This is a genomic window from Bartonella sp. AP72JLCBS, assembly GCF_042195705.1.
Lineage (GTDB): Bacteria > Pseudomonadota > Alphaproteobacteria > Rhizobiales > Rhizobiaceae > Bartonella.
The window spans coordinates 103,437-123,399 of sequence record NZ_JBHIOU010000006.1 but is presented as its reverse complement, the minus strand read 5'-3'; the positions used below and the strand labels follow the sequence as shown (position 1 = coordinate 123,399).

The 19,963-nt window shown below is 37.6% G+C and carries 15 protein-coding genes; 8 read left to right on the top strand and 7 right to left on the bottom strand.

All coding sequences use genetic code 11. From position 1 onward, the window contains the following. Window positions 1–51: 51 nt before the first annotated feature. The 5 genes from ACFILO_RS04930 to ACFILO_RS04910 all read left to right on the top strand — a co-directional run bounded on the left by ACFILO_RS04930 (window position 52) and on the right by ACFILO_RS04910 (window position 4,165). Complete coding sequence (locus tag ACFILO_RS04930; RefSeq protein WP_375621395.1) at window positions 52–1,089, top strand: tyrosine-type recombinase/integrase; 1,038 nt, start codon at window positions 52–54, stop codon at window positions 1,087–1,089. A gap of 236 nt (window positions 1,090–1,325) precedes the next feature. Beyond that, complete coding sequence (locus tag ACFILO_RS04925) at window positions 1,326–2,252, top strand: D-2-hydroxyacid dehydrogenase family protein (protein WP_375652781.1); 927 nt, start codon at window positions 1,326–1,328, stop codon at window positions 2,250–2,252. 228 nt (window positions 2,253–2,480) lie between these two features. Continuing rightward, window positions 2,481–2,969 (top strand): MFS transporter, encoded by a 489-nt coding sequence (locus ACFILO_RS04920; RefSeq protein ID WP_375652777.1) that lies wholly within the window; start codon window positions 2,481–2,483, stop codon window positions 2,967–2,969. A gap of 30 nt (window positions 2,970–2,999) precedes the next feature. Beyond that, entirely contained in the window at window positions 3,000–3,329 is a 330-nt protein-coding gene (locus ACFILO_RS04915) for a hypothetical protein (RefSeq protein WP_375632347.1), read from the top strand. A 539-nt stretch (window positions 3,330–3,868) separates the two neighbouring features. Beyond that, window positions 3,869–4,165 (top strand): hypothetical protein, encoded by a 297-nt coding sequence (locus ACFILO_RS04910; RefSeq protein ID WP_375613387.1) that lies wholly within the window; start codon window positions 3,869–3,871, stop codon window positions 4,163–4,165. Window positions 4,166–5,367: 1,202 nt separating this feature from the next. On the opposite strand, the gene ACFILO_RS04905 is transcribed toward ACFILO_RS04910, so the two are convergent. From ACFILO_RS04905 to ACFILO_RS04875, 7 genes are all read right to left on the bottom strand, one after another. Then, entirely contained in the window at window positions 5,368–7,167 is a 1,800-nt protein-coding gene (locus tag ACFILO_RS04905) for an acetolactate synthase 3 large subunit (protein WP_375632344.1), read from the bottom strand. 270 nt (window positions 7,168–7,437) lie between these two features. Continuing rightward, window positions 7,438–8,310, bottom strand: a complete 873-nt coding sequence (gene miaA, locus ACFILO_RS04900) for a tRNA (adenosine(37)-N6)-dimethylallyltransferase MiaA (protein ID WP_375677922.1) — start codon at window positions 8,308–8,310, stop codon at window positions 7,438–7,440. Window positions 8,311–9,015: 705 nt separating this feature from the next. Next, the gene (locus ACFILO_RS04895; protein WP_375629936.1) at window positions 9,016–10,539 is read right to left on the bottom strand and encodes a Do family serine endopeptidase; all 1,524 of its coding nucleotides are present in this window, start codon (window positions 10,537–10,539) and stop codon (window positions 9,016–9,018) included. A 151-nt stretch (window positions 10,540–10,690) separates the two neighbouring features. Then, a complete protein-coding gene (gene hflC, locus ACFILO_RS04890; RefSeq protein ID WP_375606990.1) occupies window positions 10,691–11,629 on the bottom strand; it encodes a protease modulator HflC in 939 nt (312 codons plus the stop codon). Between the two features lie 2 nt (window positions 11,630–11,631). After that, window positions 11,632–12,771: an FtsH protease activity modulator HflK gene (hflK, locus tag ACFILO_RS04885; protein WP_375612019.1), complete on the bottom strand. Its 1,140-nt coding sequence runs from the start codon at window positions 12,769–12,771 to the stop codon at window positions 11,632–11,634. A 119-nt stretch (window positions 12,772–12,890) separates the two neighbouring features. Next, window positions 12,891–13,400 (bottom strand): dihydrofolate reductase, encoded by a 510-nt coding sequence (locus tag ACFILO_RS04880; RefSeq protein ID WP_375629938.1) that lies wholly within the window; start codon window positions 13,398–13,400, stop codon window positions 12,891–12,893. After that, on the bottom strand, window positions 13,397–14,191 hold the full coding sequence (locus ACFILO_RS04875) for a thymidylate synthase (RefSeq protein ID WP_273722957.1): 795 nt from the start codon (window positions 14,189–14,191) through the stop codon (window positions 13,397–13,399). Before ACFILO_RS04875 ends, ACFILO_RS04880 begins: the two co-directional genes overlap by 4 nt. Window positions 14,192–14,404: 213 nt before the next feature. Between ACFILO_RS04875 and ACFILO_RS04870 the strand changes: the two genes are divergently transcribed. From ACFILO_RS04870 to ACFILO_RS04860, 3 genes are all read left to right on the top strand, one after another. Next, the gene (locus ACFILO_RS04870; RefSeq protein WP_375612016.1) at window positions 14,405–15,712 is read left to right on the top strand and encodes an MFS family transporter; all 1,308 of its coding nucleotides are present in this window, start codon (window positions 14,405–14,407) and stop codon (window positions 15,710–15,712) included. A gap of 954 nt (window positions 15,713–16,666) precedes the next feature. Next, window positions 16,667–17,977 carry an MFS family transporter gene (locus ACFILO_RS04865; protein ID WP_375629940.1) on the top strand — a complete coding sequence of 437 codons (1,311 nt, stop codon included), beginning with the start codon at window positions 16,667–16,669 and terminating at the stop codon, window positions 17,975–17,977. A gap of 651 nt (window positions 17,978–18,628) precedes the next feature. Next, complete coding sequence (locus tag ACFILO_RS04860) at window positions 18,629–19,936, top strand: MFS transporter (RefSeq protein WP_375612014.1); 1,308 nt, start codon at window positions 18,629–18,631, stop codon at window positions 19,934–19,936. The last annotated feature ends 27 nt before the right edge of the window (window positions 19,937–19,963 follow it).

Genomic DNA, 19,963 nt, shown 5'->3' with positions numbered 1-19,963 from the left:
TTGTCAAAGAATGAATATTACGAAACCGCACTCTTTAAGATGTAAAATACCATGCCAAAACCACGTCCTCCTCATCTTGTCAAAGAAGTCACACGTCATGGTAAAATTATATGGTATGTACGTATTGGTCATGGACCACGTATTAGAATACGCGGTACCTATGGAACGCAAGAGTTTGTTGACAACTACAAAAGCGCACTTGCCGAGTTACAAGGGCTTATACTTCCTAAATCAAAAACTGGTAAGCTAGTCGAAGGTTCATTCGCATGGCTCCTTAAACAGTATTTTAATAGCTCCAATTGGCATAACCTCGCTAAAGCCACAAAGAAACAAAGAGAATACACTCTTATGAAAGTGTGCGATACTATAGGTCACATTTCATACCAAGCAATCGAAAAGAAACATATCATAGCCGGTGTTGAACGGCGCAAAGAAACACCAGCAATGGCTAGAGACTTTCTACAATCCCTAAATGGGCTTTTTAAATGGGCAATTGAACACGGACTTTTGGAAAGCAACCCTACTTTAGGTATCACAAGACCTCCTCTTAAAAATAAAGAGGGCTTTCCCGTTTGGACAGAAGAAGATGTTGAAAAATATTACCAACGCTGGTCACATGGTACCCATGAACGTGTTTGGATTGATGTTCTTTTATATACGGGTCTGCGTCGTGGTGATGCGGTCCGCATTGGCTGGAAAGACGTCAAAGATAATATCATTCACATCAAAACAGAAAAGAGCCAATTTAAAACAGATGTCTTTCTACCTATTTTACCGGAATTAGCCAAAACGCTTGAAGTTGGTCCTATTGGAGAAGAAACATTCATTTGTGGTAAACGCGGGAAAAAAATACCCAAAAAAAGCTTCGGAATTACATTTTATAATGCTTGTACCCAAGCAGGTATCAAAAAATCAGCGCATGGCTTAAGAAAATTAGCAGCAACACGCGCAGCTAACTCTGGTGCAACAGTATCACAATTGAAAGCACTCTTTGGCTGGACAAATGACAGTATGGCATCTCTTTATACCAAGAGCGCAGATCGCAAAAAACTCTCCCTTGAATCGATACAAAAGCTCCAAAAAAGTTAGGGATAGAGATAAAAAAACATAATAGAATCAATAAGCACCTAATCCCTTACTACAAATATAACTTTTTGATTTAATTATTATTTGTTACCGTTGCTAGAAATAACAATAAATCAAGGGGTATAATTTGTTAATAGGCTTGGTGTTATGTCAAAATATCAGCGATGAGATTGCTTTTTGGTTGTTTTAGAAATGAAATAATGAGCTCAAATATTGATGAATGAAACGGAAGGTTTAAATTGAAAATATTAATTCCAGATGACTATCAAAAAGCCACTCTAACATTACAGTCTATTACAAAATTAATGAAATCGCATGAAGTGCTGGTTATAAATAATTTAGCTAAAGAATGTAATTTAGAAGATAAGCTCAAAGAGATAGATATTCTTATCTTAATTAGAGAGCGGACTATAGTTGATAGAAATCTTCTCCTGAAACTGCCAAATTTAAAATTAATCTGCCAAACAGGCCCTATAGGTTCACATATTGATATAGAAGCTTGTAGAGACTTAGGAATTGAAATATTAGACGGTGGTGGAGATCCAACTTCTGCTGCTGAATTTGCCTGGCTCTTAATTATGTCTGCGCGTAGAAAACTCTATAAATCTGTGTCTGATATGAAAAAAGGACGCTGGCAAACAACATTTGGCAACCAAATGAAAGGGGCTACTCTTGGAATATTCGGGTTTGGGCGTATTGGTAAAATGGTTGCTCAATATGCTCAAGCTTTTGGCATGTCCATTTTAGTTTATGGGAGCGAGCGTTCAACGCAAGAAGCAAAAAATTTAGGTTATCATTTTACGCATTCAAAAGATGAATTTTTTACACGTCCTGACATTATATCCGTACATTTACGTTTAAGCGATAAAACCAGAGAAATCATAAAATTAGATGATCTATTGAGCATGAAACCACATGCTATTTTTGTTAACACAGCGCGTTCAGCTTTGGTTGAAAAAGGGGCGATAGAAAAAATACTAAGTTTGGAAAATTCAACTTACTTTGCACTGGATGTTTATGACAGCGAGCCAGTATATGGGAGCAAATTATTGCAATCAGATAGAGTTCTTTGCACGCCACATCTGGGCTATGTGACTGAAGAAAGCTTTGAGAATTATATTGAAAAAGCTTGCCAAAATATAGCATCTTTTATGAAGAGCGCTTAATGCCGGCTGAGCCAATGTTTGTAAAATTTATCTTATATCGCTAGCGTATCAAATTTGCACGACACATAATAGCTTATTTCCTTAAATTAAGCATATTCCTTAGTTTTCATATTAATACCAATAGTATGGACAGATTTTTATGTAATCAGCATAAAATACACAATTTATTATTGCAATCATTAAAAAAGGCCACTTTATTGGAATACACTTTAATTGGAGGGGGGCGGAGTGAGCAATAATAAATTTATAGGAAAAAATTATTATAGATGGATTATATTGCTTGTTGCCACGATCGCTCAAGCATCAGCCTGCTTCTTTGTTCAAGGGATTGGTCCTTTAGCTGAATTTTTTAAGAAGGATTTCTCGCTTAGTGACTCTCAAATAGGTTTGCTGTCTTCAGCAGCGCAATTCCTACCTATTATTGGCTTACTTGTAGCTGACGAATTACTAGACAAGTTTAACGAGCGCTATATTGTTGGAGTTGGCGCGGTCGGCGTTTCTGTCGTTCTTTTGTTGGGAGCAATCGCAGATAACTATATTTCCCTTTTGGTTTGTTTGCTAATTATAGGGGAATTTTATAGTTCTGCTCAACCCGGTGGCGCTAAATCTGTTTCTTCATGGTTTCCACAATCGCAGCGCGGATTTGCAATGGGAATAAGGCAGGCGGGGTTAACATTAGGTTGTGGGGGCATTAGCTGGAATAGTTCTTCCTGCTAGTGTGCTTGTCTATGGCATACAAGGTGCGTTTTGGTCGGTGCCATAGTTTCTTTTTTAGGGGGATGTATATTTATTATTTTTTATCACTCACCAGCAAAAGTTATCGCTATCGTTCCAAAAAGCAAGGCAAGAATTTCGTTCTATGCAAATGTAAGATCTCGTCTTGCACTGTTGGCTGCGCCTCATATGAAGAATATTATTTTTCCAAGCGTTTCACTTGTGATCGTTCAATATGTTTTAACCATTTTTATAACGATCTATTTTTATAGAATCTATCACCTGTCTCTAGATAAAAGTGCTTATTTATTTTTTGTTTCACAGGCTTCTGGTGCCTTAGGAAGAATTATTTTAGCAGCGTAGTGTGATCATTGTAAAAAAGGACAATTTTTTCCTGTCTTGTTTTGCATGATTGCAGTCGTTTTTGGATTTTTAATATTAATTTTGGGCATAAGTGGATCCATAATTTATTTAACTATTTTATCTGCTTGGTTAGTTTTTTGGGAATGGAATGGTATGGCCCTTGGGCTGCTTATATTGTAGACTCTTAAGCCGAAAGAAAGCGTTGTGTTTTCTCTGGGTTTAGCAATATCTGTAAATCAAATCGCAATTATTACTACTCCACCATTATTTGGATTAATCCAAGATTTTACAGACACTTATTTACTAACATGGCTGATTTTAATTATTGTTTTTTCACTTTTTTAATAAAAAAGTAGGGAAATATAATTGGGGGAAATTATAATGATAAATGGAAAATACTTTTTAGTTGAGCAATAAAGAGACAAACTTTGAGAGGCTTTAGACCATGTTATTTATGATCCATACGGTGGTATTGAATATTCGGTTGAGTTAAAAAAATAGCATTTTCGCTGCTACCACATAGAATATTGACAATTCTTATGAACCAAAAGGTGTCTATTACCCCTAGACCATATTTAATCTTTGAAAACCTTCCTGTTGATAGACAAATTAATATGTCACCTAATCCTTACAATTTAGATGCGTCTTGTAAAAGTGGCTATATTAGCGAAAATTTAATTATGATGTTTTCTTTATTGATCGGAGAGCCTTATTCAATTAAGTTTGAAGGCGAACATATAGTAAATAACCTAGTTCCTTTAGAGGATAATAAAAAAGATTATACAGGATTAGGATCTGAAGTTGAGTTAGATTTTCACATGAAAATGCTGCACTAAAATTTATAACGGAATTTAAATTTATCTCCTAAAGGGGATACTTTTATCTGGTGTTCGCAATGGTGTTGATGGTCCGTTAACGAGAATATCTGATGCACGTCTAGCTTTAAAACTTTTAAGTGAGGAGGATTTGAGGAGCTTAAGGGATAATTTATATATAATTAATGTTCCCTATAGATGGAGAAAAAATGGGGTAACCTCTACAAGTAAAGTGCCCCTAGTTCAAGGGGACGGTGAATTCCCAGATATCAGCGCTGTTTTTTATCCAGGCATGTTAGAGCCACAGTCAAAAAAAGCCAAGAAAGCTTCAGATCATTTTTATGAAGCTATTAAGGCTGTATCTTTTGGAATTGATGTACAACCAGGAAGATTATTATACATTGATAACTGAATGGCCCTACACTCTAGAGATAAATTTTTTGGATCATTTGATAGTTATGAAAATCCAATGCGGTGGATTCAAAGAGTGTTTGTGTCTGCAGATTTATGGAATCATAGATATATAGAACAAATAAAAGAAAGAATATTTAATTTTCAATGTTAATATCCTGATAATGATATGATGTTGAGTATTATTCTGGTTTATATATTGACGATACATCTCATATGTATAGGTTTCTCCCGCATAATCATACCTGATTATAAGCTATGGTGACCTATTGGTTTTCTATGGCTGCATTTGATTTTTGTTATTTTTTTCCTTCCTTTCAAACCGCTAGGGGGATTTTCCTATCAAGCCCCTGAAAGAGCTATTTGGAGTAATTTCATAATGCAAAACCAAAACATAGTAACAAACTTTTCTATTGTTTTCATAGGCATAACGGCTTGCATGGTTGCACCCTTCAAGCACTGTGGCTTTTTTTCTTGCACGATGGAATCTTTCATATATGAGACAACATAATTAATTTATAACAGATAATTCAATGTATTATCTAAAAAATGCAACGAAATAGCTATTAATGTGAACATATGAATTAAAAAACAAACATCGTGTACAAATAAATTCAAACATAATTGTGCACACGACTTATAACATTTTTTAGATGAACAAATAATAATACACCCCATGTCTTTAAACAAAGAATGAAAATCATAAAATGAGCTCTAAGGATAATAGGAACTCTCCACAAAGAAGAGACAGAGATGAAGACTCCAAAGACTTCATCATCACCATCCTTCACCATTTTGTTAACATATTCATTTTATACAAGAATCTTTCCCTCGGAAGAAATAGCATTTGCAATAGCTTCTTCGCTTGCCTCATCGGGTAATAACATCTCATTATGAGCACATCCCGATGGGATCATAGGAAAACAGTTTTCTAAATGATAAACACGACAATCAAAAAGAACAGGCTTATCACAGTCAATCATCTGCTGAATTTTATCATCAAGTTCATCGGGTTTTGAACAATGAATTCCCACGGCTCCATAAGCTTGTGCCAATTTCACAAAGTCAGGCATAGATTCCGTATAAGAATGAGAAAGACGATTACCATGCAGCAATTGCTGCCACTGGCGGACCATTCCCATATACTGATTATTTAAAATAAAAATTTTCACCGGTGCGTCATGCTGAATAGCTGTTGCAAGCTCTTGAATATTCATCTGAATGGAGGCATCACCAGAAATACACACAACAAGCGCATCAGGATGCGCTATTTGAACACCTATAGCAGCAGGTAAACCATACCCCATCGTTCCAAGACCACCAGAAGTCATCCAATGTTTTGGTTCATCAAAATGATAATACTGCGCTGCCCACATCTGATGCTGCCCGACATCCGTTGTAATATAAGCATTCGCATCTTTGGTAAAAGCATACAGCCGTTCAAGAGCATATTGCGGCATAATGACATCTTTTTTCTCCGCATATGCCAATGAATTACGAGCTTTCCAACGGTTAATTTGCGTCCACCACGCCTCACGGACTTCACTGTTAAACGCTGGTTGCTGTATCTTTAAGAGTTGCGTCATATCTCCTAAAACACAAGCCACATCACCAATAATTGGAACTTCTGCTTTTACAATTTTATTGATAGAAGAAGGGTCAATATCAATATGAATAATACGCGCATGAGGTGCAAATGCATCAAGGCGCCCGGTGATACGATCATCAAATCGTGCTCCAACAGCTAACATGACATCACAATCATGCATGGCCATATTAGCCTCATAGGTTCCATGCATTCCAAGCATTCCAAGCCAATTTTTACCGGAAGCAGGATAAGCACCAAGTCCCATTAAAGTTGAAGTAATCGGAAAATCCCCCAATTGAACCAAATTACGTAAAAGCTGTATAGCTTTCATCCCCGATGAAATAACACCACCACCAGAATAAATAATAGGGCGTTTTGCCTCAACTAAAAGAGAAACGGCAGATTCAATAGCCTTAGTATTCCCTTTCAACGATGGAAAAGAATGTAAAGACTCCTGAACTTGAGGTGCTCTATAAAATCCTGAAGCAAATTGAACATCCTTAGGAATATCAATCAAAACCGGCCCAGGACGACCTGATTGAGCAAGAAAAAAAGCTTCATGAATAATAGCCGCAAGATCATTGACATTTTTAACCAGCCAATTACGCTTCGTACAAGGCTTTGTAATTCCAACTGTATCAGCCTCTTGAAAAGCATTTGTTCCAATCACCGTTGTTGACACCTGCCCAGAAAAACAAATAAGAGGTATCGAATCCATAAGAGCATCTTGCAAAGGTGTAACAGCATTCGTTGCCCCTGGACCAGAAGTCACAAGCATAACCCCTACCTTCCCTGTGCTGCGTGCATAGCCTTCAGCTGCATGCCCTGCGGCTTGTTCATGGCGCACCAAAATATGCTGGAGTGTATCTTGGTGATAAAGAACATCAAAAATAGGCAAAACAGCCCCACCAGGATAACCAAAAATATGTTCAACGCCTTGATCTATAAGAGCTTGAACCACTATTTCAGCGCCAGACATTATTTTTCCATCTGCACTCTCTTGCTTTCTTGGATCATTTCTCATTTTTCCCACTCACCTACTTTATAGGACAATAAAAAAGCCCCTAACGGAGCCCATAAAAAAAGCCCCCAAAGGAGCCCATTACACAACACATACTGTATGATTACCCCCATTATTCCAACGTATAAAATATATAAAAAATTCCTTGTAGAGAGATTTCTAATTCCATTGATACCATTCGTCAATAAAAAATTATATTTTCTAAAAAATTTCTTTTTCACGAATTATCTTTTATCTTTCGATAAGTTTCTTTGCAAAGCTCTAACTCTTTTATCAAAAAGTAAGCATCCATTCTTCATCAAATTGATTACGAAACCATGTCATTTGTCTTTTTGCATATCTCCTCGTTTGTATTTTTACCGCTTCAAGAGCATTCTCAAAGCTTCTATATCCATCCAAATAAGCCATAAATTCAGGTATACCAATAGCCTTCATTGCTGGTAAAGAAGGGGAAAGTTTAAGTTTTTTCATAGCCACCACTTCTTCTAAAGCTCCTCTTTCAATCATAGAATCCAAGCGTTTATGAATACGTTCATAAAGCAGAGAACGTGGTGGCATGAGAAGAATTTTTTCGGTCAAATTCGGCGCAATGAGAGGTGTTGTTTTTTGTTTCTGCCACCAACTGAGCGTCTTACCGGTTGCATCATAAACTTCCAAAGCACGGACAATACGCTGTCTATCGTGCGAAGAAATTTTTTCAGCAACAACAGCATCAATCTGCAACAACTGGCGATAAAGACTTTCAGGTCCCTCTTTATCAAGCAGCAAACGCCATTTCTGCCGCACAACATCTGGAACATGAGGGATTTCCGAAATCCCCTCTAAAAGAGCACGAAAATAAAGTCCTGTCCCACCAACAAAAATAACTGATCTTAAAGAAAAAGTAGTCAATAGCTTCTCGACATCACACAACCATTGCCCTACTGAATAATTCAAAATAGGACTCACATGACCATAAAGATAATGGGGAACAATCGCGGTATAAGCCTCCCCCGGCCGTGCCGTTAAAATATTTAAAACATTATAAACCTGCATTGAATCAGTATTAATAATGAGAGCATTTTTTTCTTGAGCCATTTGCAAGGCAAGTTCTGACTTCCCACTTGCCGTTGGCCCTGCTATTAATGTAACTGTTCTCTGTGTCATGAATAGCAATTTCTCCCAATCAATAACTTATTGCAACATGCAGACACCCCCAAAGCCTTCCTGTATTTTCTCTCCATTATCATAGAGTAAATACTTCAAACAAAAATACGAACACAAATTCCCCTTAAGACAAAGCCCCTTATGAAACTTATAAAAAAGAAAAAATGGACTTAATAACAACACCAAAGGAATTTCCAAGCATTTTTTGCTATCATAATTCAATAACAAACCACAGCTATAATAATTCTGTCCGTTAAGGCCATTAAAAATATACTCTTTGTCATCATTTATGAAAATAATACTAAGTTTAATCTATACAATCAAATAGCTTTATTTTTTCCTATAAAAATAGCATGCTACGCCGGTTTATAATAAGAGCCTCATAAAGTATCATATCAATACCATTTACGTGCGCATCACAAGCAGAGATAAAAATGGACTTAAGAAAGGTGTACCAATATCTCTTATGCAGCATTTCAAAGTCTAGGCTGTTACAATATTGAGAACTGAAAAATACTATGATGACACCAATTTATACTTTGATATTCAGCATAAAGATATAATGATTTCCAATGGATTTTATATTGCACACCCCATGCTCTCTATCGTGAAATGAGCTTGAGAAATATTGGACATCACATGGCTGACTTGCAAAATATCCCACACACTAAGGCTGATAAAAAACAAAAAATAATTTTTTAAGGATCAATCCATTAGGAGCGTTACGAACCGTAACTCTCCATCTGGACGCGCTACAATAAATAGAGCATTTTTGCGTCCAGCTTCACGTAATTTATGAATACGTTTTTTAGCCTCATCAATTGTTGTGATAGAACTCTGATTGATATCAACAATCACTTCACCAACGCGAATACGCTTTTTATCCGCTGCACTATTTTGTGCAACAGATGTCACCACTAGTCCTCGAAGTTTATCTGAAATTGAATAACGATGACGCAAATCCTCTGTCAGTTCAGATAACGTCATTCCCATAAATTGCATTGTCGCGTTTTTCGACAGATCTTGATTTTTTTTATCATCAACTTCTTCTGTATCTTCATTTGGATCTGTTTCAATCAAACGTCCAAGCTTAACTTTTACTGTTGCTTCTTGCCCATTGCGTAAAATAGTAACGTCCACCACTTTTCCTTCTGAACTTTCTGCAACTAAACGCGGCAAATCACGTGCATGCTTAATTTTGGAATTACCAAAGGAAAGAATAACATCTCCAGTTTGTAACTGGCTATTATCTACATTATTTTCTTCCGTCTGTTCTATTTTACCAGCTACCAATGCTCCCACAGCATTGTCCAATTTTAAACTTTTTGCAATATCCTCTGTTACCGGCTGAATACGAATAGCCAACCAACCACGCCTTATTTCTCCAAAATCACGCAATTGATTAATAACAGAAAGAGCCATATCCGATGGAATAGCAAATCCAATACCGATAGATCCTCCCGAAGGTGAAACAATTGCTGTATTAATGCCAATGACTTCACCATTTCTATCAAATAACGGCCCACCAGAATTTCCCCGATTAATTGCTGCATCTGTTTGAATAAAATTATCATAGGGACCAGCATTAAGATCACGGTTACGTGCAGAAATAATACCAACCGTCACACTTCCACCAAAACCATAAGGATTACCAATAGCCATAACCCAGTCACCAATACGTGCTTTTTCTGAGTCACCAAAACGCACAGCTTTTAATTTTTTACTTCCTGCATCGACTTGAAGCAACGCCAAATCAGTTTTGCTATCCTTTCCAAGAAGCTTTGCCTTTAGTTTTGTACCATCCGTAAAATTAACTTCAATATCATCAGCATCTACAATAACATGATAATTTGTAACAATAATCCCTTTTTGCGCATCAATCACAAAACCAGAGCCTAAAGAACGCACCTTTTGAAATTGACTATCTTTTTGACCATCCTTGGGTGTAAAAAAATCACTGAAATATTCCTCCAGCAATGAATCTTTTGGGATAACGGGTACCGAGGTGTTTGCATCCTGTTCTGTTCCTTCAACAGTCTGCGCCGTGGAAATATTCACAACTGTTTCCAAAAGCTCAGAAGCTAAATCAGGAATAGAAAGCAATGCCTTGCTTGTCTCGGCTCCCCAAGACAAACTCACTGATCCTGATAGAAACAAAGTCACACAAAAAACAACTCTTGTGATAAAAAACTTTAAAAACGTATTTTTACTCACGATACTTCTATCCATGACATGCCTTTAATCAAAGATGCAAAGAGCCCCACTAAATTTATCTACGTAAAACCAGCACGGCTCGATACTCTCTACCACTTTTACCATAAAAGAAAATGGTCACAGATCATTCTTTTCATGCAAAATCTCGTATCTGCAATCCATTATTTTATCTATTCTCTCCCGATTTTGGATCAGTTTTACTGAGGCCAGTATTCATTGTCGGTAAGAATGCTTTATTTGCCTGCGGCGGATTACGAAAATAGAAAAAGAAATCCTCATTTGGAGAAATTACCATCGGTGTTTTCTCTAAATTCTTGTATTGTTCCATCGCCAACCAAAAATCGTAAAAAGACGGATTAGCCTCCCTCGCATTCAATAAAAGACGAATACTTTCAGCTTGACCTTCACCACGGGTAATTTCAGCATCACGCTTTGCAGCTGCTACAATTTCTTCATATTCACGATTAGCTTCTGCCACAATACGATCTCGCTCCTGCTGACCACGAGCCCGGATATTTTCCGCAGCAGCTTCACGTTCAGCTGCCATTTGCCGATAGACATCTTCTGAAACAGCATCAGTCAAATCGGTTTTACGAATACGCACATCAACAATGGTAATACCCAACGAGCCTGCATCTACAGAAAATTGCTTCTGTACTTCAGCCATCATCGCGCCTCGTTCATCCGATAAGGCTGCTTTAAATTCTCGCTTACCATAAACAGCACGCAAAGCGTCAATAAACCGTGGTGCAAGGTTTTCACGTGCCGCAATTTGTGGACGCCCAGAAGCAATGCGCTGTAAAAACAACTTAGGATCTGTAATACGGTAAATAAAGAACGCATCCACCTCATAATACGCACCACCACGAACCTGTACAGATTGTGTAGGAACATCGTAACGCAATAACCGATTATCAACAATGATCATCTTATCGATAAAGGGCGCCTTGAAATAGATTCCAGGATTAGATTCTACCTGAACAATTTGTCCAAAACGCTTAATTGCTACTTGTTGACGAGGATAGACGATAAATACGGACATCCACAAAATCATCAAAACAAACACTATAGCACTAAAAACAAACAAAAAGCGAGATTGCTGCATAATTAATCTCCTCCAGAAATACGAGAATCTAAGAGTAACGCAGGACGCGCTGCTGTTGCCTTTACTTTTTCCGATGACTTGCTACGCAACAATTCATTCAAAGGTAAATAAGGCACCGCTGGAGAATTTGCCTGATCAAGAACCAGCTTATTTGGTGAAGAAAGAATCCGCCCCATCGTCTCCATATAGAGACGGTAGCGAGCAGCTTCTGGTGAAATCGCAGCCTCTCGAGCTATCGCCTGAAAACGTTCAGCACGCCCTGTTGCCTCTTCAACCATTTGTGCCTTTTCACCTTTTGCGATTTCCCGTGTGCGTGAAGCTTCACCATTTGCTAAACCAATTTTCGTAAAACGCACACGATTCCCCTCTTCAATCATTCTTCCACGTTCCTGCTCCGCCTGCTGAACAGAATTAAACGCAGCAGCAACCTTTGTCGGAGGAGCAGCTTCACTGATAGAAACACGGCTTATTTCGACACCAAGTTGATATTTATCCACAGTCAACTGGATAATCTTTCTAACGTCATTAGCAACTTCTTCTTTCTTGTCACGTAAAACATCATCAACCGGCCGCGAACCAATGACCTCACGCATTGCACTCTCAGCAACTTGGCGGACAGTTCCCTCTTGATCATTCACATTGAATAAAAACTGACTAGGGTATGAAATCCGATAATAAACGGAAAAATTAACATTAACGATATTTTGATCACTCGAAAGCATTAAACCATCACTTTGTTGCGCCTGACCGGGCTTCCCACCAATCGCGATTGTTTTTTCCGTTAAAGGGACTTTCATATAGGTCTCAATTGGCCAAAAATGAAAATGCAACCCATCACCAATAATGCCTTCTTTAGGGATGCCAAAGCGCAACTCTACCGCTTGTTCATTTTGCTGAACAATATAAATTGACTGGTATAGCCAAAAAAACACAATAAGCAGAAGGAATAAAACAGAAAAACTGCTTCTCCCGAATTGTTTAAACTGATCCTGCCCTTTGCGCAAAATTTCATTAAGATTAGGACCATTTTCGCCACCATTACCGCCACCAGAACCAAAGAGATTCTTAGCTGGTGTTTTTTTGTCACCACTGTTTTTATCGCCACTCCACGGGCCACCACCATTTTGATTTGTCCAGGGCATTATCACCTCTTTAACTGATTACCACTACTCGAACACCAACCATTTGCTTGATCTTATAGGGTGTCTCTTACCTCATTACAATACAACTGATAAACCCTTCCACTTCATATTACAAAAAATTATTTCCGCTCATAAACAACAAAACGTGTCGGATGACTATCTTTATCCCCTTTTGGAATATCTTGTGTTTGCACAATAGTCCACTTTTCTTTATCAAAAACAGGAAAAAAACTATCACCTTCTATAGAAGCTAAAACTTCTGTAAGAAATATTTTATCAGCCATATGCAACCCTTGTTGAAAAATTGCACCACCACCAATAATAAAAATTTCCTCTACATCATTTTGAGAAGCAACGCTTGTTGCAAGAGAACAAGCTTGCGATAAAGAGTGAGCAACAACAGCCCCCTCAGCACAAAAGGTACAATCACGCGTAATGACGATATTTGTACGCCCTGGTAAAGGTCTCCTAATAGAATCCCAAGTTTTTCTTCCCATAATAATGGGCTTACGCAACGTCAAAGCTTTAAAGCGTTGCAAATCCGTCGATAAATGCCACGGCATGGCACCTTCACGACCGATAACACCATTTTCTGCAACAGCAGCAATTAAACAAATGGAAATCGTCATATTGCTACCGGCGCTTTAATATGGGGTTGTGCTTCATAATTAAGCAACTCAAAATCCTCAAATTGAAAAGAAAAAAGATCTGTTACCGCTGGATTTATGCGCATACATGGCAAAGCATTTGGTATACGAGACAATTGATATTTTGCCTGTTCAAAATGATTAGAATAAAGATGAGCATCTCCCAGAGTATGAATAAAATCGCCTACTTTAAGACCGCTTACTTGCGCAATCATCATCGTTAGCAATGCGTAGGATGCAATATTGAATGGAACACCTAAGAAAATATCCGCCGAACGCTGATAAAGTTGACAAGATAATTTCCCCTCCGCAATGTAAAATTGAAAAAGACAATGACACGGAGGCAACGCCATTTCCTCTATTAATGCAGGATTCCAAGCTGATACAATCAAGCGACGAGAATCTGGCGTTTCCTTAATCATCGTTAAAAGATTGTTAATTTGATCAATATGGCGTCCATCAGGAGCGGGCCAAGAACGCCACTGATAACCATAAACAGGACCAAGATTTCCCTTTTCATCAGCCCACTCGTCCCAAATTGACACACCATGCTCTTTCAACCAAGCGATATTTGTATCGCCTTTAAGAAACCACAAAAGTTCATAAATAATTGAACGTAAGTGTAGTTTCTTTGTTGTCAACAACGGAAATCCTGCTTGTAAATCAAAACGCATCTGATACCCAAAGATAGATCGCGTTCCAACACCCGTTCGATCTGTCCGATCAATACCCTGATTTAAAACATGAGATAAAAGAGCAAGATATGATTTCATGAGGGTATTATGTCCGATTCTTCTTATTATAGAAAATAAAAACTGTAAAATCCGTACAAACATAATTCAAATCTTTTTCCAAAAACATCTTACACAAGAAATTATCATGATCTAACTAAATTTTTGATGCAAAAGATAAAATACTATAGACAGCTTCTAAAAAAATGACATAAATGAACAAAGATGGATGAACATCAAATAAAGGGATCGACTATGGAAAAACAAGAAGCTTTAAAACCACATGATACAAGAAAACGTATCTGGGCTATCGTGTCCAGTGCATCAGGTAATCTAGTAGAATGGTATGACTTTTATGTTTATTCCTTTACATCTATTTATTTTGCATCACAATTCTTTCCCTCAGATGGCAATGACGTTACGCAACTTTTAAAAGCGGCGGGTGTTTTTGCTATTGGTTTTCTTATGCGCCCAATCGGCGGATGGCTTTTTGGCTTCATTGCCGATCGTTACGGACGCAAACGCTCAATGCTTATCTCTGTTTTTATGATGTGTGGTGGTTCGTTCTTAATCGCCCTACTTCCTACCTATGAAACCATTGGAATGGCAGCAGGAATTCTTTTACTTTTACTCAGAATGCTTCAGGGGCTTTCTGTCGGTGGTGAATACGGTACAACAGCAACTTATATGAGCGAAATCGCCCTCAAAAATCGCCGCGGATTTTTTAGCTCTTTCCAATATACCACACTGATTGGTGGTCAACTTCTAGCCAGTCTCGTTATATTCATTTTAGCGCTTTATCTCACCGAAGATCAGCTAAAAGCGTGGGGCTGGCGTATTCCATTTGCCATTGGTGGATGCGGCGCAATTGTTGCGATTTATCTACGCCGCACACTCCATGAGACAACGACCAAAGAAAGTCGTTCTAGTGCACAAGCTGGTAGTATTAGGGGACTTCTGAGCAACCACCGAAAAGCTTTCTTTCTGGTTATTGGCTTTACAGCTGGAGGATCGCTCACATTCTACACCTATACGACTTACATGCAGAAATATCTGATCACAACCACTGGCTTTGATAAACATACAGCCACAACAATCATGACGGCTGCACTCTTTGTTTTCATGTTACTCCAACCCCTCTTTGGTGCTCTTGCAGATAAAATTGGAACAAGAACTTCACTCCTTATTTGGAGTGTCTTATCTATTATCTTTACCATTCCTGGACTTAATATGATTGGTAGTACTGATAGTACATGGATTGCTTTATCAGTCATTACTGGAATGCTCTGCATTATGAGCTTTTATACATCTATCTCTGGCATTGTAAAATCAGAAATGTTTCCTGCTTCAGTACGAGCAATAGGAGTTGGGCTCTCTTATGCTATTGCCAACGCACTGTTTGGCGGTTCTGCTGAATATGTCGCACTTGGATTAAAAGATCTTGGATATGAATCTGTCTTCTATTTTTATATAACCGGCATGATGATTATTGCATTCATTGCTGTTCTCTTAATGCCAGATGCTCGCAAAAAAGGGTATTTACAAGGAGACGATATTCATTAACCTTTAATGTTAACAAACAAGGATTTTAACAAAAAAGCCCAGAGTACTGGGCTTTTTTTATATCCTTTCCGATAGAAGTTTAAAGCTCACAATTTTTTATCCCTTCAAACACTCTAAAGAAGCAATGTTCCCTCCTGCACACGCCGCTTATAAAAATAAATGGCTTCATATTATTATGTAATAAATACTTCTTTAGCTGAATTTAATTCACTGAAGATAAAAAACGTTTGATTTATTTTAATATTCCCATGCCCACTCAAAATCGAAGAAAAGTGATTATCTTTCAAGATAATTTTATCAATAATAAAGATTACACTCATGATTTTGTTTAATACGTTCTTAATAGTACCCCCTCATGCAAAACAAATTCTTTCATGAAAATAGAAAATACCATTATATTATGAATTCGCACACTTTTTTGAGAAACATTTCTCAATGCACCCAACTCCATTTCACAACGACACCCGTGAATGACATAACGTAAAAGCCCCGTAAAATATAAACATGAACATTACTCTCTTTACACTTAATAAAAGTGCAAGCCGCTATCATTATACTTTTGACGAACTCTTAATATTGTACTCCCCCTTAACACTTAAGCTCATTCATAAAAAGTATTTTAACAGATACACCAACCTCGCATGAAATAGTCAATAACATCATTTTACGAAACAACATCAAGCATATAAACTAAAGAGTATCATATCTTCATAAACACTCTGCATATGCAAATAATTCACAATCAAACAAAAAATAATATTTCCTTAAGGATAGTAAAAAGCGTATGATTTACGCAATGTAACAACACCATGAGCCCAAAACACCACTGATAGCTCTAGAAAAAATCTTTATGTTTCCCTAAAAAATTATCATGATACAATGGCGTTTTTATAATGCACATCGTAAATAGCTTTAAAAAGAAGAAAAGTTATAAATCTAAAAGGGGAATACTTCATGAATAATCAAACAACTTTAGATCCACATGATACAAGGAAACGTATTTTTGCTATCATATCCAGCGCATCAGGAAATCTGGTAGAATGGTACGACTTTTATGCTTACTCCTTTGCATCGGTTTATTTTGCATCACAATTTTTTCCTGAAGATGAAGATATTGTTACACAACTGTTAAAAACGGCAGGAATCTTTTTTATTGGCTTTCTTATGCGTCCAATTGGAGCATGGCTCTTTGGATACATTGCGGATCGTTATGGACGTAAACGCTCAATGCTTATTTCTGTTTTTATGATGTGTGGTGGCTCTTTTCTCATTGCCATACTTCCCACTTATAAAACCTTGGGAATAACAGCAGCATTTCTTCTCCTTTTAGTCCGTATGTTTCAAGGACTTTCCGTTGGCGGTGAATATGGTACAGCAGCAACTTATATGAGCGAAGTTGCGCCCAAAAATCGTCGTGGTCTCTTTGCTTCTTTTCAATATGCAACAACGATCTCAGGTCAACTTCTCGCAAGTTTTATAATATTTATTTTAGCCATTTACCTTAACGAGGATCAGTTAAAAGCATGGGGATGGCGTATTCCCTTTGTCATTGGTGGCTTTGGAGCAATCGTTGCAATTTATCTGCGTAGTTTGCTTCATGAAACAACAACCCACAAAAGCCGCTCTGAACAACACGCTGGTAGTCTTCGAGAACTTTTTCGCAATCATAAAAAAGCTTTCTTTTTGGTTGTTGGCTTTACAGCTGGTGGATCTCTCACATTTTATACATACACCACTTATATGCAAAAATATCTGATCACAACCACGGGCTTTGATAAACAAACCGCAACAACGATAATGACTGCCGCCCTCTTTGTTTTTGTGCTACTCCAACCCCTTTTTGGTTCCCTAGCCGATAAAATTGGAGCAAGAGCTTCACTCATTAGTTGGGGGGCATTATCCATTATCTGCACCATTCCTGTACTTAAAATGATCGGTAATGCCCATAATCCATGGACAGCACTCTTAATCATTATTGGAATACTCTGTGTTATGAGTTTTTATACGTCCATTGCTGGTATCATAAAAGCAGAATTGTTCCCTGCTTCAATCCGAGCAATTGGTGTTGGATTTGCTTTTGCCATTGGCAACGCACTCTTTGGCGGTTCTGCTGAATATGTAGCGCTTGGATTAAAAAATATGGGATACGAATCTGTTTTCTTTTTTTACATCGTTGGTATGATGGTCATTGCACTCATCTCTATTCTTCTTATGCCCGATATAGATAAAGGAGGATATCTCGATAAAGACGATAGACTTCATTAAACTTATTTTCTGGATAAAAAAAGCCCAAGAAATTGGGCTTTTTTTGATCTCCTCTCCACCCTAGTAAAGAACGAAAAGCCCGCCCCGCATTCGTCTTACAAACAACTCAGTTTCTTTTAAATTGTCTATAGTTACTGCCCTCTTTATGTAATTTACTTGATAAGATTCTATGGGCAGCCCTACCCTAAATATTTATCACGATATCTAAAAAACACCTCATACGGAAAACCTTATCTGAGGCTTACCTCACCCTCCTAAATGATGATGTGTTATGATACAATAAGATAATTAAGGACACAAAATCCCCTTTTACATTACTTAAGCTTTTTGAAATATTTTCAGTTTTGGGGCTTTCTGCTCATAAAGACCATCTCTTCTATAATCTTCCGGTATGCCAATAATTGCATTCTTCTCATAAAGTTTAAAGGTATCTTGATCTACTTTTCAATGTCCTCTCCCTTTAAATGCAACGTGATAACTTTTTATTCTATAACACAAGTAAAAATCTTAAAACGAATGACAACATAACTCTAATAAATCATCTTAAAGAGTTTCCCTAAGAAATTGTTATAATACCATTGAATTTTTCTGGAAATCATAAACAATTATGTTTAGAAAATATGAACTATAAATCCAAAAGGGGAACAATTCATGAAAAATGAAACAACTTCAGCATCACAGGATGCAAGAAAACGTGTTTTTGCTATTATAGCAAGCGCATCAGGAAATCTCGTAGAATGGTATGATTTTTACGTTTACTCATTTGCATCAATTTATTTTGCATCACAATTCTTTCCCTCCGATGGTGATACGATTACGCCACTGTTAAAAACCGCAGGTGTGTTTTTTATTGGCTTTCTTATGCGCCCTATTGGAGCTTGGTTTTTAGGGTTTGTCGCCGATCGTTATGGACGTAAACGCTCGATGCTTATATCCATTTTTATGATGTGTGGTGGCTCTTTTTTCATCGCCATACTTCCCACCTATGAAACCTTAGGAGTAACATCAGCAATCCTTTTACTTTTAGCTCGGATGATGCAAGGACTTTCAGCAGGTGGTGAATATGGTACAGCAGCCACTTATATGAGCGAAGTTGCCCTCAAAAAACATCGTGGGCTTTTTGCTTCTTTCCAATCAGCCACCCTTATTACAGGTCAACTTCTTGCCAGCTTCATTATATTTATTCTAGCATCTTATCTCTCTGAAGATCAGTTAAAAGCATGGGGATGGCGCATTCCTTTTGTGATTGGTGGTTTCGGGGCAGTGATTGCGATTTATCTGCGTCGTTCTCTCCACGAAACAACCACGAAAGAAAGCCGCTCTCACAAACACTCTGGCAGTCTTAAGGAACTTCTCACCAAGCATACAAAAGCCGTTGTCGTAATTGCATGCTTTGCATCAGGAGGATCACTCACATTTTACACCTTTACGACTTATATGCAAAAATATCTGATCACAACCACCGGCTTTGATAAACATACCGCAACAACGATTATGACAGCTGTACTATTTATTTTCATCCTATTCCAACCCATAGCTGGTATCATAGCCGATAAAATTGGAACAAAAACTTTACTTATCATTTGGAGTATACTCTCTGTCATCTTTACATTTCCTGGACTCTGGATAATCGGTAATACGCATAGTATATGGGTTGCCTTTTCCGTCATTATTGGCTTGCTCTTCATTATGAGCATGTATACATCCATCTCTGGTGTCGTCAAATCAGCAATGTTTCCCTCTTCAATACGCGCATTAGGCGTTAGCATCTCTCATGCCATTGGCAACGCCTTATTTGGTGGTTCTGCTGAATACGTTGCGCTTGGATTAAAAAAGTACGGTCATGAATCTCTCTTTTATTTTTATATAACCGTCGTGATGATCATGGCATTCATTGCTCTTCTCTTTGTCCCGAGTATGCGTAAAGGAGGCTACCTCCAAGAGGATGAAAAACATTAACCCTTTTTATCAACGAAAAAGCCCAAG

What these genes read in the sequence shown, in the direction of transcription:
- hflC (WP_375606990.1), bottom strand. Translation starts at nt 11,629, where the DNA reads ATGCAGCAATCTCGCTTTTTGTTTGTTTTTAGTGCTATAGTGTTTGTT.
- ACFILO_RS04860 (WP_375612014.1), top strand. Translation starts at nt 18,629, where the DNA reads ATGAAAAATGAAACAACTTCAGCATCACAGGATGCAAGAAAACGTGTT.
- ACFILO_RS04910 (WP_375613387.1), top strand. Translation starts at nt 3,869, where the DNA reads ATGAACCAAAAGGTGTCTATTACCCCTAGACCATATTTAATCTTTGAA.
- ACFILO_RS04930 (WP_375621395.1), top strand. Translation starts at nt 52, where the DNA reads ATGCCAAAACCACGTCCTCCTCATCTTGTCAAAGAAGTCACACGTCAT.
- ACFILO_RS04870 (WP_375612016.1), top strand. Translation starts at nt 14,405, where the DNA reads ATGGAAAAACAAGAAGCTTTAAAACCACATGATACAAGAAAACGTATC.
- ACFILO_RS04875 (WP_273722957.1), bottom strand. Translation starts at nt 14,191, where the DNA reads ATGAAATCATATCTTGCTCTTTTATCTCATGTTTTAAATCAGGGTATT.
- miaA (WP_375677922.1), bottom strand. Translation starts at nt 8,310, where the DNA reads ATGACACAGAGAACAGTTACATTAATAGCAGGGCCAACGGCAAGTGGG.
- ACFILO_RS04905 (WP_375632344.1), bottom strand. Translation starts at nt 7,167, where the DNA reads ATGAGAAATGATCCAAGAAAGCAAGAGAGTGCAGATGGAAAAATAATG.
- ACFILO_RS04865 (WP_375629940.1), top strand. Translation starts at nt 16,667, where the DNA reads ATGAATAATCAAACAACTTTAGATCCACATGATACAAGGAAACGTATT.
- hflK (WP_375612019.1), bottom strand. Translation starts at nt 12,771, where the DNA reads ATGCCCTGGACAAATCAAAATGGTGGTGGCCCGTGGAGTGGCGATAAA.
- ACFILO_RS04895 (WP_375629936.1), bottom strand. Translation starts at nt 10,539, where the DNA reads ATGGATAGAAGTATCGTGAGTAAAAATACGTTTTTAAAGTTTTTTATC.
- ACFILO_RS04880 (WP_375629938.1), bottom strand. Translation starts at nt 13,400, where the DNA reads ATGACGATTTCCATTTGTTTAATTGCTGCTGTTGCAGAAAATGGTGTT.